Here is a 15,107-nt window from a genome sequence, read left to right on the forward strand (position 1 = left end):
GTGTGCGCGCGGCTCGTCGCGGCGGCTGAACCCCGCGTGAACACTAGACTTCACTGCCATGAGCGGCGACCAGCACGAGGCACCTGAACTCCCCGGAATGTCGGACATGGTGCCCGGCCCCACGGGCCGCCCGCTGCGCAGCTTTCCCGAGCCGCCGCCGCTGACGAACCACGGCCCGGCGCGCGTCATCGCCCTGTGCAACCAGAAGGGCGGCGTCGGCAAGACGACGACCACCATCAGCCTCGGTGCGGCGCTCGCCGAGTATGGGCGGCGCGTGCTCGCCGTCGACTTCGACCCGCAGGGCGCCCTGTCGGCGGGCCTCGGGGTGGCCAGCCACGACGTGCCGACCATCTACGACCTGCTGATCGGGCGTGAGAAAGACATCCGCACCGCCATCCAGTCGACGTCGACCCCGCGGCTGGACGTGGTGCCCGCCAACATCGACCTGTCGGCCGCCGAGGTGCACCTCGTCAACGAGGTCGCGCGCGAGCAGATTCTCGCCCGAGTGCTGCGGCCCGTGCTCGACGAGTACGACGTGATCCTCGTCGACTGCCAGCCGAGCCTCGGGCTGCTCACCGTCAACGCGCTCACCGCGGCGCACGGCGTGCTGATCCCGCTCGAGTGCGAGTACTTCGCCCTGCGCGGCGTCGCCCTGCTCGTCGAGACGATCGAGAAGGTGAAAGACCGGCTGAACCCGGCGCTCGAACTCGACGCGATTCTCGCCACCATGTACGACTCGCGCACGCTGCACTCGCGCGAGGTGCTCGAGCGGGTCGTCGACGCGTTCGGCGACTCCGTGCTCGAGACGGTCATCGGCCGCACCGTGAAGTTTCCCGACGCGACCGTCGCCGGCACCCCCATCACGACGTTCGCGCCCGACCACCCGGCCGCCGGCGCCTACCGCCAGCTGGCACGGGAGCTGATCGCCCGTGGCCACGCCGCCTGACGCCGCGGTCGAGATGGACGGCGCCGCCGGCGCACCCGCGGGCACGGATGCTGTGCTCGCGTCCGCGACAGACAGCACGGATGCACGAGGCGGCTTCCGCGTCGCCGTCGCCGACTTCGACGGCCCCTTCGACCTGCTGTTGAGCCTCATCACGAAGCGCGAACTCGACATCACCGAGGTGTCGCTGTCGGCCGTCACCGACGAGTTCATCGCCTACCTGCGGGCGCTCGAGGGCGCCGAGCGGCTGGACGAGGCCAGCGAGTTTCTCGTCGTCGCCGCCACATTGCTCGACCTGAAGATCGCGAGCCTCCTGCCCCAGGGCGAACTGGTCGACGCGGAAGACGTCGCACTACTCGAGGCCCGCGACCTGCTCTTCGCGCGCCTGCTGCAGTACCGCGCGTTCAAGGAGGTCAGCGGCTGGTTCTCGGAGCGCATCGCCGCCGAAACCGGCCGTCACGTGCGCAGCGTGCGCCTCGAAGACCGTTTCCGGCAGACCACGACCGAGCTGCGCTGGACGACCAGCCTCGACGACTTCGCCGCCCTCGCGCTGCTCGCGTTCACACCGAAAGAGCTGCCCATCGTCGGACTCGACCACCTGCACGCCCCGCTCATCTCGGTGCGCGAAGAAGCCGCGCACGTGGTCGGCATGCTGCGCGCGGGGGAGGCCCTCACCTTCCGCCAGCTCATCGCCGGAGCCGACCAGATGGGCGTCATCGTCGCCCGCTTCCTCGCCCTGCTCGAGCTGTATCGGCACGCCGCGATCGGCTTCGAACAGCTCGAACCGCTCGGTGAACTGACCGTGCGCTGGACCGCGGAGCACTGGAGCGACGAAAACCTCGTGAACCTGGGAGCCGAATATGGCCAGTGAGACCGTGACCGACAGCGCAGCGGCGCCCGACGCGGCAGCGGCCGAGAACGCTGACACCCCCGAGCGCGCAGGTCTCGCCGCGGGCGTCGATCTCGCCCGCGCCCTGGAGGCAATCTTCATGGTCGTCGACGAACCGCAGAGCGTCGTGGGGCTGGCGAGCGCGGTCGGCCGCCCCGTCAAGGAGGTGCGCGCCGCCATCGCCTCCCTCGTCGCCGACTACGACGGTGAGCCCGACCCGACCGCCGGCCCCGGTGCTCCCGCGCGCCCGCGGCGCGGATTCGAGTTGCGCGAGGTGGGTGGCGGCTGGCGACTGTACGTGCGCGCCGAGTTCGACGACGTCGTGCGCGACTTCGTGCACACCCAGGCGCCCGCGAAGCTCTCGCAGGCGGCGCTCGAGACGCTCGCGGTGATCGCGTACAAGCAGCCGATCTCTCGGGGAGCCGTGGCGAGCATCCGCGCCGTCAACGTCGACTCGGTCGTGCGTACGCTGCTGAGCCGCGGGCTCATTACGGAAGCCTTCACCGACTCGGAGACGGGCGCGATTCACTATGAGACGACCGACCTCCTGCTCACTCAGCTCGGCATCAACTCGCTCGACGAGCTGCCGCCGATCTCGCCGCTGCTCGACGACGGACAGGACGGCTTCGATGATGTCAGGTGAGGGGGAGCGGCTGCAGAAGGTCATGGCAGCGGCCGGGGTCGCCTCGCGCCGAGTCAGTGAGCAGTACATCGAGGCCGGCCGCGTCACCGTCAACGGCGAGGTCGTCACCGAACTTGGCCGCCGCATCGACCCCGAGACCGACGAGATCGCCGTCGACGGGGTCGCGATTCAGCTCGATCAGACGAAGCGGTACCTGATGCTGAACAAGCCGCGCGGGGTGGTCAGCACGATGAAAGACGAGCAGGGGCGCCCCGACCTGAGGCAGTACGCCGAGAAGTTCGAGGAGCGGGTGTACAACGTCGGCCGGCTCGACACCGACACGAGCGGGCTGCTGCTGCTCACGAACGACGGCGAGCTCGCCAACGTGCTCGCGCACCCCAAGTTCGGCGTCGAGAAGACGTATATCGCAAAGGTGCGCGGCGTCGTGGCACCGAAGACGCTTACCCAGCTGAAGACGGGCGTCGAGCTCGAGGACGGGCCCATTCACGCCGACGCCGTGAAGGTCATCGGCAGCCCGCAGCACGGCCACAGCATGGTCGAGCTGACCCTGCACTCGGGGCGCAACCGCATCGTCAGGCGCATGATGGCCGAGGTCGGGCACCCGGTGGTGGAACTCGTGCGGCGCCAGTTCGGGCCCCTGCACCTCGGGCCGCTGAAGCTCGGCGCGGTGCGCGAACTCAGTAAAGTTGAGCGCGGTGCGCTGCTGACCCTCGCTCGCGAGGCCCGCGACGGCGTCGCGCCCGCAACAACGTCAGAGGCGGGTGCCGCTGGCGGCCGCGTGGCTGGCACCCATCCGGCGGGCCCCGCCCCGGCCGGCGCGCAGAAGCCCACAACCCGCCGCCCCCGAAGCCACCGAGGAAGCCGATGACCGACCGACGCCTGCAGGAGCGCGTGCGCATCGTCGGCGCCGGGCTGCTCGGCACCAGCATCGGCCTCGCACTCACCGAGCGGGGCGTCGACGTCACCCTCGACGACCTGTCGCCGACCGCCGTGAAGCTCGCCGTCGACTACGGTGCCGGTCGTGCCGCGTCGGCCGACCGCGGGCGGCACGACGAGCCCGGGCTCGTCGTCGTGTGCGTGCCGCCCGACGTGACGGCGGTGACGGTCGCGGCCGAGCTGACCGCGCACACAGACGCCCTGGTGACCGACGTGGCGAGCGTGAAGCAGAGCGTGCTGCGCGAGCTGATCGCGATGGGTGCCGACGTGAGCCGCTACCTCGGCACCCACCCCATGGCCGGGCGCGAGCGCGGCGGGCCCATCTCGGCGCGCAGCGACATGTTCGTCGGGCGCCCGTGGGTGCTCGCCGGGCACGACGGCATCAGCTACGCGCGGGCAGGCGCCATCGAAGACCTCATCCTCGACGTCGGCGCCGTGCCGATCGAGATGACCGTCGCCGAACACGACGAGTCGGTGGCGATGGTCAGCCACGTGCCGCAGCTCGTCGCCACGGTCATGGCCGGTCGGCTGCGCGCCGCGTCGAACGGCGCCGTGGGGCTCGCCGGCCAGGGCCTGCGCGACGTCACCCGCATCGCCTCGAGCGACCCGGGGCTGTGGGTGCAGATTCTCGCCGCCAACGCCGCGCCCGTGGCCGCGATCCTGCGCGGGCTGCGCGACGACGTGACGGCCGCGATCGACGCCCTCGAGCATCCCGATGCCCCTGGCGCGCGCCGCACCATCGCCGACCTGATGGGCGCCGGCAACGTCGGCGTCGCGCGCATACCCGGCAAGCACGGCCAAGACCGCCGCTACGCCACCCTCGTCGTCATGATCGACGACACCCCCGGCCAGCTCGCACGCCTGCTCACCGAGATCGGCGAGCTCGGCGTCAACATGGAAGACCTGCGGCTCGAGCACTCGCCGGGCGCGCCCGTCGGCTTCGCCGAAGTGTCGGTCGTGCCCGAGGCAGAAGAGCGGCTCGTGGCCGAGCTGGAGGCGCGCGGCTGGAAGATCGCCGCCGCCGGAACCGACTGAGCGGACCGCCCCCGCACCCCACCATCCCCGAGACCCACCCGCCCCGAAGGAGACCCCCGTGAGCGACATCGTCGTGGCCGTCGACGGCCCCGCCGGAAGCGGCAAGTCGAGCGTGTCGAAGGAGGCCGCCCGCCGCCTCGGCTACGCCTACCTCGACACCGGCGCCGCCTACCGCGCGCTCGCCTGGCACTGCCTCGACGAGGGCGTCGACGTCGACAACCCGGATGCGGTGGTCGAGCGGGTGCGTGCCTTCGACTACGCGACCGGCATGGACCCCGACCGCTACTACGTGCGGGTCGGCGGCGAAGACATCACGCCCGACATCCGCGAACCGCGCGTCTCGGCCGTCGTGTCGGCCGTGGCGCGGGTGCCGGAGGTGCGGCAGTCTCTGAACGCGATGTTCCGGCGGTTGATGGACGAGCATCCCGCACCCGGGGTCATCGTCGAAGGACGCGACATCACGACGATCGTGGCGCCGGATGCACCGGTGCGGGTTCTCTTGACCGCGTCAGAAGAGGCTAGAATTGCCCGACGGTCGGCCGAGGTGAGCGCCCAGACGACCGAAGCGACCGCGCAGCAGCTGGCCTCGCGGGACCGCCAAGACTCCCGTGTCGTCGACTTTCTGACGGCCGCCCCCGGTGTGATCACCCTCGATTCCACCGACATCGACTTCGAGCAGACGGTGCAGGCGCTCATCGACATCGTTCGCTCAGGACTCCCTCATGACTAACACCCCCGACCACACCGGCAGCGCCGCGAGCGCGCCGGAGTTCGACGACGACGCCGACCTCGACACGATCGAGGTGGGCGCCGAACCGGTCGACTACGACGACCCCGAACGGGCCGAGTTCGACCAGCAGCGGGCCGACGCCCTGCGCGCCGGGCTCGCCGGCTACGACCTCGACGATGACGACATCGCTTTGCTCGAGAGCGCCGAGCTCGGCGAAGACGGCATCGTCACGCTGCCGGCGCTGCCGGTGCTCGCGATCGTGGGCCGGCCGAACGTCGGCAAGAGCGCGCTCGTGAACCGCATCCTCGGCCGCCGCGAGGCCGTCGTCGAAGACAAGCCGGGCGTCACCCGCGACCGCATCGCCTACAAGGCCGAGTGGAACACCCGCCGCTTCACCCTCGTCGACACCGGCGGGTGGGAGCCCGACGCCGCCGGCATCAACGCCTCGGTCGCCGCGCAGGCCGAGGTCGCCGTCGAGCTGGCCGACGCCGTGCTGTTCGTCGTCGACGCCATCACCGGCGCGACCGCGACCGACGAGTTCGTCGTCAAGATGCTGCGCCGCTCGCACAAGCCCGTCATTCTCGTCGCGAACAAGATCGACGACACGCGGCAGGAGCCCGAGGCGGCCGCCCTGTGGAGCCTGGGCCTCGGCGAGCCGTGGCCGACCTCCGCCGTGCACGGCCGCGGCGTCGCCGACCTGCTCGACCACGTGCTGACCGTGCTGCCCGAGGTGTCGACGGTCGCGAAGACCGAGTTCGGCGGGCCGCGCCGTGTCGCGCTGATCGGCCGACCCAACGTCGGCAAGTCGAGCCTCTTGAACAAGGCCGCCCGCGAGGAGCGCGTCGTCGTCAACGAGCTGGCGGGCACCACCCGTGACCCCATCGACGAGCAGATCGAGCTGGGCGGCAAGGTGTGGCGCTTCGTCGACACCGCCGGCATTCGCCGCCGCCAGCACATGGCGCAGGGCGCCGACTTCTACGCGTCGCTACGCACGGCCGCCGCGCTTGAGAAGGCGGAGGTCGCGGTCGTCTTGATCGACGTGACTCAGCCGATCAGCGAGCAGGATGTGCGCATCATCGACCTCGTGCTCGAGTCGGGTCGCGCGCTGGTGCTCGCGTTCAACAAGTGGGACCTGCTCGACGACGACCGCCGCCGCTACCTCGAGCGCGAGATCGACCAGGACCTCGCGCACGTGTCGTGGGCGCCGCGCGTCAACATCTCGGCGCGAACCGGTCGTCACCTTGAGAAGCTGGTCCCGGCGCTCGAGACGGCGCTCGAGTCGTGGGATACGCGCATTCCGACGGGCAAGTTCAACGCCTTCCTCACCGAGCTGATCGCGGAGCACCCGCACCCCGTTCGCGGGGGCCGGCAGCCGCGCATCCTGTTCGGCACGCAGGCCTCGACCCGCCCGCCGACCTTCGTGCTGTTCACGACGCAGTTCCTCGACCCGCAATACCGCCGCTTCATCACTCGCCGCCTGCGCGAGACGTGGGGCTTCGAGGGCACCCCGATCGTGGTGAACATGCGAGTGCGCGAGCGGCGCCAGCGCTAGAACGGCTGCGTCACCTCAGCATTCGACGCCGGGGTCTGGCTCGCCGTCTTCGGCGAACAGCGGCCCGTTGGCGGTGAAGTCGATGACGACGGTGCGCGCGTAGCGGGGTGCGACGCCGGGCAGGCTAAACGTTTGGCCGTCGTCGTAGATGACCTGAATGGTTTCGCGTGAGATGCAGGCGGTGATGGTGACGCTTTCGCCACCGTCTTCTGCGTCGGTCACGCGTTCGACGAGGGTGGCCTCGAGCAGTTCGGGCGCCCCGTCGAGTCGGAATCCTTCGCTTTGGGCGCGTTCGAAGCCGAGCAGCTCGTTGGCGTAGATGTCGTCGGTGACGAGTGGCTGCAATCGTTCGGGGTTCGTGCCGCCGTCTTGCAGGATCGCCGCGGAGGTCGCGAGGTAGGCCTCGTAGTGCGCGGCGGCGGCGTCGCGTGCGGCGTCGTCGCTGGCGAACGGCAGCTCGTATGCTTCGCTGCCGGGTGCGTCTGCGCCGGGCGCGAGGGGTGTTGCGCTGGGTGCCGCGCTCGCCGTGTCGGTCGGTTCGGCGGTGCTGTCACCCGCGGTGCAGCCGGCGAGGGTGAGGGCGACGAGCGCGCTGGCGATGATGGCGGTGGTGTGGTGGTTTCTTCTCGACACGGGTATCTGTTCTAGCACCCCGGGCCAAGGGGCGCGCGCGTGCAGTCGCGGTCGACGAGCACGGTGACGGCGTCGCTGGTCGCCTCGGCGACGAGCTCGTTCGCGGGGAGTTCGAGGTAGCCGGCGATGCGAGTCCAGGGGCCGCCGGCGTAGCGGTACTCGGCGGCGTAGGCGACGGTGAGGGTGATCGTGTAGGTGCCTTCGGCCTCGTACACGTGGCTCGTCGGGGTCGCGTCGAACTCGTCGAGGCCGAGCGCCTGCCAGGTGCCGCCGGGCGTGGAATGGGTGATGGCGGTGCCGTCGCCGTAGTTCCAGGCGTAGGCGAACGGTGTGAAGCGCACGTCGGCGGGCTGGCCGAGCAGTTGCCCGCCGACGACGTGCGGCGCGATATCGGTGTAGAAGTTGGTGGGAAGGCCGACGACCATCCACCGGTCGGGCTGCATGTACTGCACGGGCGACTGCGGCGTGAAGTTCGCAATGTCGGCGAGGGTGATGATCTGGGGGCCGGACGCGTCGGAGTCGTCGGCTGCGTCGCCGGGAACGGGGTTGACGTCGAGGTCGGGGATCGCGAACCCCTGACAGACCGCGCCGCCGTCGTAGTCGCAGACGATCTCAGGGTCGACGGTGCCGACGGAGCCGGGTGGGACTGCGTAGGCGGGGGTTGCGGATGAGCCGCTGCCGCTGCCGGGGCTGCCAGCCGGAGCCCCGCTCTGGTTGCCAGCGTTCGAGCCCGGCGAGCCTGGGTTTTGTGGACTTGTTTGTCCGGGAGTTCCTTCAGACCGCTGCCCGGTTATCCCTACACGACCGTCGTCAATCTCGGCATCCACGACCGTGGTGGGCTCCACCGCTGTTGGGTTAGCCGCCGCCTCACTTGGCTGTGCCAAAGTCGGGACTAGAGCAAGTACAGCGCACGCGATAGCTGCAATTACGGCGTTTCGCATATTCCGCCCTCTGCCCAGAAATCTCGACTCGTAACGAGTTGGCGCGAATCGTCTCGGAATTGCACCTCAATCTCGAACGGTGTGAGGGGATTGCGGTCCGGCGTGACTAGTGAGTTCCCGGACTGATCCACCAGGTCTGTGTCGGACACATCCTCACAGGCATAGAAGATCACGACCTCGCCTTCGGGATCTTCCGACCTGAATCTCGACTGGAACTGTGTCGCCGTCACGGTTCGATAGCCGGAGGTCGCCAATCCTCCTTCTTCGAGCTCCTCGAAATCGAGCGCAAGGTCTTCGAGCGCTTCGCCCTCCGCTACTTCGGTCAGGTCGTCAACTGAACCACCGCTCTCGAATGCTTCGTCCGTAGCAGCGAGGTACCGCTCGTACACCTCGACGGCGGCGGCGAGGGCTTCTTCGTCGGAGGCGAACAGAGGATCGGCAGTGGCCTCGGGTGTGGGGTCGGGGATGCGGGTGGTGTCAGAACATCCGGCGAGGGTGGCAACGAGGGCGAAGATCAGCAGGCCCGCAGCCGCGGTGCGAGGTCGTCGAGGCATGCGCACGACCCTAAAGGTGACCGGCGTCAGCCCGGACGACTTTCCACACGGGCAACCAGCGAAAGGTCAGCGTCCTACTGGGGAGGAGCGACCGGGCGGGCGGCAGCGAACTCGGTGAGCAGGCCGGGGTGGTCAAGGGGCGTCGCCAGCACCGAGTCGGGGGCGCGCAACGCGAGCTCGGGGAAGCCCGCCGCGGCCAGCAGTCCGTCGTCGAGGGCGAGCAGTTCGGCCTCGACGAGCGGCCACGGCTCGTGCCGGTTGCGCGCGTAGATCGTGCGGCCGAGCCGCGTCTCGTGAAAACCCCACCGGTCGGTCAAGAAACGACTCAGCTCCGTGTCGACGGGGCGGGGGAGCGGGCGGGCGAGGATGCGCGTGGACGCGCCCCGAGCATCCGGAACCGAATCGGGTGCGAGCGGCGTCTGCGACGCGACGGGCGCATCCGAAACCAGCGCGCGCATCCGCGAATCGAGGCGCGGGCCGCGGCGGCGGCGGGAGCGGTATTCGATCGTTCCGTCGACGATGCGCTGGCCGGCGCGTGCCCAGCGGTAGGGGAGGCCGAACAGGGCCTGCGCGGCCATTACCGACGGCAGCGGCTCGGCGTCGAGTGAGCAGAAGACGACGCTGCGGTTACCCGCCTCGTCGACCGCGTAGGTGCGCACGTTGATCTCGACGAAGGTGCCGAAGCCGGGCACAGGCGGCAGTGGCAGGAAGGCGTGCTCGCTCAGCACGAACGGAATCAGGCCCACCCACGCGCTGCCGTCGAAGGGGTCGGGACGGGTTCCGGCGGGCAGCAGCGGCGCGATGCGCTCCGGGTCGACGCGCCAGTGCAGGAAGACGAAGTGGTTCCAGCGCTGGCGGATCACCGCTCGGCCCGGCAGCGGCGGGGCGGCGTGCGGCAGTGCGGGCGCGCCGGCCGGGTCGGGCGCAGGCGCTGGATCGGGTGCGGTCACGCGACCAGTGTGCCGCGCGAGGCACACAGCTTCCTCGACGGCATCGCGCAGCGCGCCGCCCGCGACGGCGACCCCGTGTGGCGCGACGACACAAGGATGCGCGGCGCGCGTTCTCGCAGGCAACGCGCGTAGCCTTCGAGCATGTCGGCGACGGACGAAAGCGCACGCGCGAGCAACGCCTCTGCCGCGCGCGACCGCCGCCCGCCGCCACTGCCCCCGGGTCACCTGCGCGACCCGGGCGACGCCTGGGTCGAAAGCCCCGACGGCGTGCGCTACTGGGGCCGCTTCGGCGCCGCGGGCCTACTCGCGTGGCACCCCACCGCCGGAGTCCTGCTGCAGCACCGCGCCGAATGGTCGCACCACGGCGGCACGTGGGGGATCCCCGGTGGCGCCCGCAAGCTCGACGAGAGCGCCACCGACGCGGCCGTTCGCGAGGCCAACGAGGAGGCGGGGGTTCCGCCCGAGACGCTCACCGTGCTGTTCGACAGCGTGCACGACCTCGGATTCTGGAGCTACACCACCGTCGTCGCCCGCGTCGACGAACTCTTTGACCCCGTGCTCGGCGACGCCGAAAGCATCGAATTGCGCTGGGTCGCCGTCGGCGACGTCGAAACGCTGCCGCTGCACCCCGGCTTCGCCTCCAGCTGGCCGCGGCTGCGCGCGCAACTACCGACCGGTTGATCCGCCGCCCGAACCGTCGCCCGCCGGGCCGCCCGAGCCGTCGCGCACCTCACGCGCGAGCTGCGACAGCCGCGTCGCGGCGATCGCGATCAGCACCCCGCCGATCACGAGCAGCACGACCGCACTGCCCGAACGCCCGACCGCGAACGAGATCATCGCGAGCGCGAGGGCGGCGATGCCGGCCCACAGCGCTCCGCGGGCGGATGCGCGCCGCGCGACCCCGCGCATCCGCGAACCCAGCCCGCTCAATCGCCGCCCCCGCCGCCACCGTCGCCGCTGGACGCGCCGGCTCCGTCAGACGAGTCGCCGCGGTCGGTGTCGCTCACGGGCGTGACCGAGCCGTCGCCCCTCTTCGGGTCGGGCTTCTGGGGCTTGTCGCCGCTGCCGTCGCCGTCGTCGTCGGCCTGTTCGCGGCCCGACAGCCAGATCACGAGAAAGGTGATGCCGACCGGAATGAACGCCCACGCGCTCGCGCTCGCCGGGCCGATCAGCATGGCGAGGCCCACGGCGAGGAACGTGATGCCGATCGGCAGGAAGGCTGCGTTGCGATTCGGGGTGCGCTCGTCGTCGGACATGCCTCCAGCCCACCACACCGCGCCCGCGCGTGCCATCCGCCGCGCGACGGATCCGCGAAGCGCTGGTACCGTCGACGTCATGACTGCACAGCAGCGATTTCTCAGCCCTCGGCCGAACACCGGCCGACTCGGGCTGATGCTGCACGCGTAAGCGCTCGAGTCGTTCCGACTCGGTCGAGGGCCACCCCGCCCCCTCTTCGATCGAGTTCTAAGGACGACCCTGATGTATCTGACCCCTGCCGCGCTTGCCGCCGCCCTCGCGGTGCGTGACCTGTCTGACCCCGCGACCACCCCACCCGGCGAGCAGCCGCACGCCATGAGCCTGCTGCTCGACGCGCTCGTTGACGCGGCGACCGCCCGCGCCGCGCACGCTCACCGAGTGGTGCGCATGGGCCCGCTCGTCGCAACCGTCGACAACTACGACGCGCTCGGCTTCGACGCCGCCGCCGTCACCCGCGACCGCCGCTACTCGCACTACGTGAGCCCCACCGTGATGCTGCGCAGCCACACCTCGGCGGGAATCCCCGCGCTGCTGCGGGCAATCGACGGCACCGCCGACCGCGACGAGTTGCTCGTCTTGCCGGGAATCGTGCACCGCCGCGACGCGATCGACCGCACCCACGTCGGAACGCCCCACCAGGTCGACGTGTGGCGGGTGAGCGCGCCCGACCGGCGAACCGTCGACGACCTGCTCGACCTCGTCGCAGCGCTCGTTGACGCCATTCTGCCGGGAGCGCGGTGGCGCGCGGTGCCGGCCGAGCATCCGTACACCGTCGAGGGGCGCCAGATCGACGTGTGGCACGCGGGGGAGTGGCTCGAGCTCGCCGAGTGCGGGCTGATCGACCCGGGCCTGCTCGCGCGCTCGGGCCTCGACCCGGCGCGCTGGTCGGGCCTCGCGCTCGGCATGGGCCTCGATCGGGCCCTGATGCTGCGCAAGGGCATCGACGACATTCGCGTGCTGCGCTCGACGGATGCGCGCATCCGTTCGCAGATGACCGACCTGTCGCCGTGGCGGCCCGTGTCGATGATGCCGCCGGTGACGCGCGACCTGTCGGTCGTCGTCGCGGCAGAAGACGACGACGAGACCCTCGGCGATCGCGTGCGATCGGCCCTGGATGCGCGGGTTGACGACCTCGAATCGGTCGCCGTCATTGCGCGCACCGCCGCCGACGAGCTACCGCGCGCCGCGCGGGAACGGCTCGGCATCGTCGACGGTCAGGTGAACGCGCTCGTGCGGATCGTGCTGCGCCCACTCGACCGCACCCTCACCGACGCCGAGGCGAACGCGCTGCGCGATCGGGTCTACCTTGCGCTGCATCGCGGGCCGCGGCTCGAGTTGATTGGGGCGGGGTGACGGTGGCGTCGCCCGGTGGTCGGGCTGCCGATCAGGTGAGTCGCACCACGACCCGCGGGCCCGTGCGGCCGACCTCGGTGAAGCCGTGCGCCGTGAAGAGCCGCAGGGTGCCCGTGTTGAGGCTGCCGGCGGGCTTCGCTGACTCGTCGGTGTCGTGGGGGTAGGCCTCGATCGTGCGGGCGCCTGCCGCGCGGGCGTGGGCGACGGCGGCGTCGAGCAGGCGGTGGGCGACGCCCTGCCCGCGGTGCTGGCGGGGGATCGTGAAGCACACGATCGACCAGACGCCCTCGTCGGCCCAGTCGGTATCGCCGGCGGCGGTCGTGATGGCTTTCGTGCGGGGGAGCCGCGCGTAGCGGGGGCGCGGGGCGACGCCGACCCAGCCGACAGCATCCTCGCCGCGAAGCGCGATCAGGCCGGTCGACAGGCCGGCCGCGCGGTCGCTGTCGAGGGCGGATCGGCGGGACTGCGGGTCGGTGGATGCGTAGTCGGCGTTCGCGAGCATCCACCAGCGACACCAGCAGCGCGACGCCTCGGTGACGGCGCCGAGCACGGCGTCGATGGCGGCGTCGGGAACGAGCTCGGCGGGGGTGACGGTGAGGCCGGCGGGGTTGGCGGCGCTGTCGGTCACGGGCGGGCCCCTCGCCTAGTGGATGCTGCCCCCGACGTCGTCGACGTCGTCGGGGTGGGTGAGCGCGGTGGCGATCGCGAGGCGGATCGCCGGGGCGAGGGCGTCGGTCGACCAGTTCGGCACGTGGATGAAGCCGGCGGCGACCTGGTGCCGCTCGGCGACGGCCCCCAGGTGGTAGGCGAGGGCGTTGCAGACGTAGCTGCCGGCGGTCAGCGACACGGCGGCCGGGTGCCCGGCGTCGCCGAGCGCTCGCACGATGCGCTTGACGGGGAGGCCGGTGAAGCGGGCGGCGGGCCCGTCGATATCGAGGCTCGCGTCTCGTGGCTGGTCGCCGTCGTTGTCGGGGATGCGCGCATCGGCATAGTTGATGGCGACGCGTTCGGGGGTGATCGCCTCGCGCCCGTCGGCGAGGCCGAGGCTGACGATCAGCGCGGGGGAGTGCAGGGCGGCCAGCTGCTCGAGCTGCGCGGCGGAGCCGGCGAAGCTGACGGGCAGCACCCGCCCCACGATCGTGGCCCCCTCGATGGTGTCGCCGTCGAGGGCGCGGGCGACGTCGCCGCTCGGGTTGACGCTGTCGCCCCCGAACGGCTCGAAGCCGGTGACGAGCACGGTGCGGCGGGTGGGCGCGTTCATGAGTCAACCCTGGCACGCGATACGCGCACTCGCACTCGCACCCTCTCTACCAGGGCCACAGGCTCACGCGATACCCCGCAGCTCATCGCGCAGTGCGCGGCTTCGGGTCGGCATTTCGCGCACATCTCCGCTGCCCGGCGGGGTCAGATGGTACGTGGGGCCGGCGCGTGTGATTTCCCACCCGTTGTTGTGGGCGAGCATGTGGTGATGTCGGCACAGCAGGATGCCGTCGGCGATATCGGTGCGACCGCCGTCGCGGTGCCAGTGTTCGATGTGGTGCGCATCGCACCAGCTGGGCGGTCGCTCACAACCGGGCCAGCGGCAGCCGCCGTCGCGTGCCGCGAGCGCGATGCGTTGCGCCCGGCTGTAGAGCCGCCGCTCTCGGCCCAGGTTCAGCGGTTGGCCGTTGGCGTCGACGCTGACGGTGATAGACCCTGCGGCGCATGCCAAGCGTTCGACGGTATCGACGCTCACTGGGTCGGCTTGACCCTCGAGATAGCCACCACCGCGGCGTTCGGTCATGGTTCGTGCTGCGACGATGATGCGCACGCCGACGGGGGCATCGCCGAGCAGGTGGTGAGTGTCAGCGCTAACCCCCTGTCGGAGGAGCTCTGCGAAGACATCACTGGCGTACTGTTCGATGCTTCGTTCGTCGGCTTCGGCTTCGTTCGCTTGGGTGTCGACGGGAGTGCCTGTCTCGCTTTCGCTGCATGCCGCCGTGAACTCAGGCTGCCGCCGGCGGGGTGTCGTCACGCGATCGTAAATCTCACTGATCACGGCGAAGGTCTCGGGGTCGAGTTCCCACTGCGCATAACCGCCGCCACCTACTCGTCGTCCGATCCGGAATCCGCGCCGCTCGCGCAGCGCCTGTTCGCGCGTGGCAACGCCGGCGAGGTCGAGTTCGTCACGTGCGAATCGCGCTTCGCGGGCGGCTCGCTCCGGGTCGAGCCCCGCGACGCGATCGACCAGCGCGGTCGAGGCCGCGTCGAGTTGCTCACGGGTGACGGCGGCGCCCGGTGCACCAAGCCCTGTAGTGACGGCATCGGCGACGGCGACACTCAGGCGACCGTCAAGCACCGCGTCAGTGAGGGGAGTGGGAGATGAAGCGCCCGCTGCGGCGCCGATGCGGACGGCAGCGCGAGCATCGACTAAGCGGGTTGCGGTTGTCACCCGCACCATCTCTTCGGGGGTGCGGTGGCCGGATTTTTGGGCGAGCCCGTCGCTGCCGAGTTCGGGGGCAGACCGGCGCGCGATTTCGCCGGCCAGGATGGAGATGTGTAGTTGTGCGAGCCGCGACTCTTCGGCAGCGAGGCGGGTCAGTGCCACCAGTGTTACGTCGTCGAGAGAGACAAGCTGTCGCGGGTCGCGCGGAACCTGCCGCAACGCCTGAATGGCGGACTCGAGGCTCGCAGCGAAGTCGGTCATGGTTC

General features: G+C 70.8%; 18 protein-coding genes. 9 read left to right on the top strand and 9 right to left on the bottom strand.

All coding sequences use genetic code 11. The features are described from left to right. Positions 1 to 58 precede the first annotated feature (58 nt). From CPY97_RS05725 to der, 7 genes are read left to right on the top strand one after another with little or no spacing between them, the layout of a single operon-like run. The gene (locus CPY97_RS05725; protein ID WP_096421170.1) at positions 59 to 946 is read left to right on the top strand and encodes a ParA family protein; all 888 of its coding nucleotides are present in this window, start codon (positions 59 to 61) and stop codon (positions 944 to 946) included. After that, positions 930 to 1,814 (top strand): segregation and condensation protein A, encoded by an 885-nt coding sequence (locus CPY97_RS05730; protein ID WP_231924057.1) that lies wholly within the window; start codon positions 930 to 932, stop codon positions 1,812 to 1,814. Before CPY97_RS05725 ends, CPY97_RS05730 begins: the two co-directional genes overlap by 17 nt. After that, on the top strand, positions 1,804 to 2,475 hold the full coding sequence (scpB, locus tag CPY97_RS05735; protein WP_096421171.1) for an SMC-Scp complex subunit ScpB: 672 nt from the start codon (positions 1,804 to 1,806) through the stop codon (positions 2,473 to 2,475). Before CPY97_RS05730 ends, scpB begins: the two co-directional genes overlap by 11 nt. Further along, a complete protein-coding gene (locus CPY97_RS05740; RefSeq protein ID WP_419866116.1) occupies positions 2,462 to 3,343 on the top strand; it encodes a pseudouridine synthase in 882 nt (293 codons plus the stop codon). The genes scpB and CPY97_RS05740 overlap by 14 nt, the downstream gene beginning before the upstream one ends. After that, the gene (locus CPY97_RS05745; RefSeq protein WP_096421172.1) at positions 3,340 to 4,446 is read left to right on the top strand and encodes a prephenate dehydrogenase; all 1,107 of its coding nucleotides are present in this window, start codon (positions 3,340 to 3,342) and stop codon (positions 4,444 to 4,446) included. Before CPY97_RS05740 ends, CPY97_RS05745 begins: the two co-directional genes overlap by 4 nt. 58 nt (positions 4,447 to 4,504) lie before the next feature. Then, entirely contained in the window at positions 4,505 to 5,176 is a 672-nt protein-coding gene (gene cmk, locus CPY97_RS05750) for a (d)CMP kinase (protein WP_096421173.1), read from the top strand. Continuing rightward, positions 5,169 to 6,728, top strand: a complete 1,560-nt coding sequence (gene der, locus CPY97_RS05755; protein ID WP_096421174.1) for a ribosome biogenesis GTPase Der — start codon at positions 5,169 to 5,171, stop codon at positions 6,726 to 6,728. The genes cmk and der overlap by 8 nt, the downstream gene beginning before the upstream one ends. Before the next feature lie 15 nt (positions 6,729 to 6,743). On the opposite strand, the gene CPY97_RS13425 is transcribed toward der, so the two are convergent. The 4 genes from CPY97_RS13425 to CPY97_RS05770 all read right to left on the bottom strand — a co-directional run bounded on the left by CPY97_RS13425 (position 6,744) and on the right by CPY97_RS05770 (position 9,806). Further along, complete coding sequence (locus CPY97_RS13425) at positions 6,744 to 7,361, bottom strand: hypothetical protein (protein ID WP_161494081.1); 618 nt, start codon at positions 7,359 to 7,361, stop codon at positions 6,744 to 6,746. 11 nt (positions 7,362 to 7,372) lie between these two features. Next, positions 7,373 to 8,206, bottom strand: a complete 834-nt coding sequence (locus tag CPY97_RS13430) for a PKD domain-containing protein (RefSeq protein WP_161494082.1) — start codon at positions 8,204 to 8,206, stop codon at positions 7,373 to 7,375. An 80-nt stretch (positions 8,207 to 8,286) separates the two neighbouring features. Continuing rightward, positions 8,287 to 8,856 (bottom strand): hypothetical protein, encoded by a 570-nt coding sequence (locus tag CPY97_RS05765; protein ID WP_096421176.1) that lies wholly within the window; start codon positions 8,854 to 8,856, stop codon positions 8,287 to 8,289. A 74-nt stretch (positions 8,857 to 8,930) separates the two neighbouring features. After that, positions 8,931 to 9,806 (bottom strand): YqjF family protein, encoded by an 876-nt coding sequence (locus CPY97_RS05770; protein ID WP_231924058.1) that lies wholly within the window; start codon positions 9,804 to 9,806, stop codon positions 8,931 to 8,933. 141 nt (positions 9,807 to 9,947) lie between these two features. Here CPY97_RS05770 and CPY97_RS05775 point away from each other — a divergent pair, with 141 nt between their 5' ends. Further along, positions 9,948 to 10,487 carry an NUDIX hydrolase gene (locus tag CPY97_RS05775; RefSeq protein WP_096421177.1) on the top strand — a complete coding sequence of 180 codons (540 nt, stop codon included), beginning with the start codon at positions 9,948 to 9,950 and terminating at the stop codon, positions 10,485 to 10,487. Here the strand turns inward: CPY97_RS05775 and CPY97_RS05780 are convergent. Together CPY97_RS05780 and CPY97_RS05785 are read right to left on the bottom strand one after the other, a co-directional pair. Then, on the bottom strand, positions 10,473 to 10,715 hold the full coding sequence (locus CPY97_RS05780) for a hypothetical protein (RefSeq protein WP_096421178.1): 243 nt from the start codon (positions 10,713 to 10,715) through the stop codon (positions 10,473 to 10,475). The genes CPY97_RS05775 and CPY97_RS05780 overlap by 15 nt on opposite strands. A 17-nt stretch (positions 10,716 to 10,732) precedes the next feature. Next, the gene (locus CPY97_RS05785) at positions 10,733 to 11,062 is read right to left on the bottom strand and encodes a hypothetical protein (protein ID WP_096421179.1); all 330 of its coding nucleotides are present in this window, start codon (positions 11,060 to 11,062) and stop codon (positions 10,733 to 10,735) included. Positions 11,063 to 11,285: 223 nt separating this feature from the next. Between CPY97_RS05785 and CPY97_RS05790 the strand changes: the two genes are divergently transcribed. Then, positions 11,286 to 12,416, top strand: coding sequence for a hypothetical protein (locus CPY97_RS05790; protein WP_096421180.1), 1,131 nt, complete (start codon positions 11,286 to 11,288; stop codon positions 12,414 to 12,416). Positions 12,417 to 12,447: 31 nt separating this feature from the next. Here the strand turns inward: CPY97_RS05790 and CPY97_RS05795 are convergent, their stop codons facing one another. The 3 genes from CPY97_RS05795 to CPY97_RS05805 all read right to left on the bottom strand — a co-directional run bounded on the left by CPY97_RS05795 (position 12,448) and on the right by CPY97_RS05805 (position 15,102). Further along, complete coding sequence (locus CPY97_RS05795) at positions 12,448 to 13,044, bottom strand: GNAT family N-acetyltransferase (protein ID WP_096421181.1); 597 nt, start codon at positions 13,042 to 13,044, stop codon at positions 12,448 to 12,450. A gap of 15 nt (positions 13,045 to 13,059) precedes the next feature. Continuing rightward, positions 13,060 to 13,677 (bottom strand): pyroglutamyl-peptidase I, encoded by a 618-nt coding sequence (locus CPY97_RS05800; RefSeq protein ID WP_096421182.1) that lies wholly within the window; start codon positions 13,675 to 13,677, stop codon positions 13,060 to 13,062. Between the two features lie 63 nt (positions 13,678 to 13,740). After that, complete coding sequence (locus CPY97_RS05805; protein ID WP_096421183.1) at positions 13,741 to 15,102, bottom strand: HNH endonuclease signature motif containing protein; 1,362 nt, start codon at positions 15,100 to 15,102, stop codon at positions 13,741 to 13,743. Positions 15,103 to 15,107: the final 5 nt, after the last annotated feature.

This window comes from Microcella alkaliphila (assembly GCF_002355395.1).
Lineage (GTDB): Bacteria > Actinomycetota > Actinomycetes > Actinomycetales > Microbacteriaceae > Microcella > Microcella alkaliphila_A.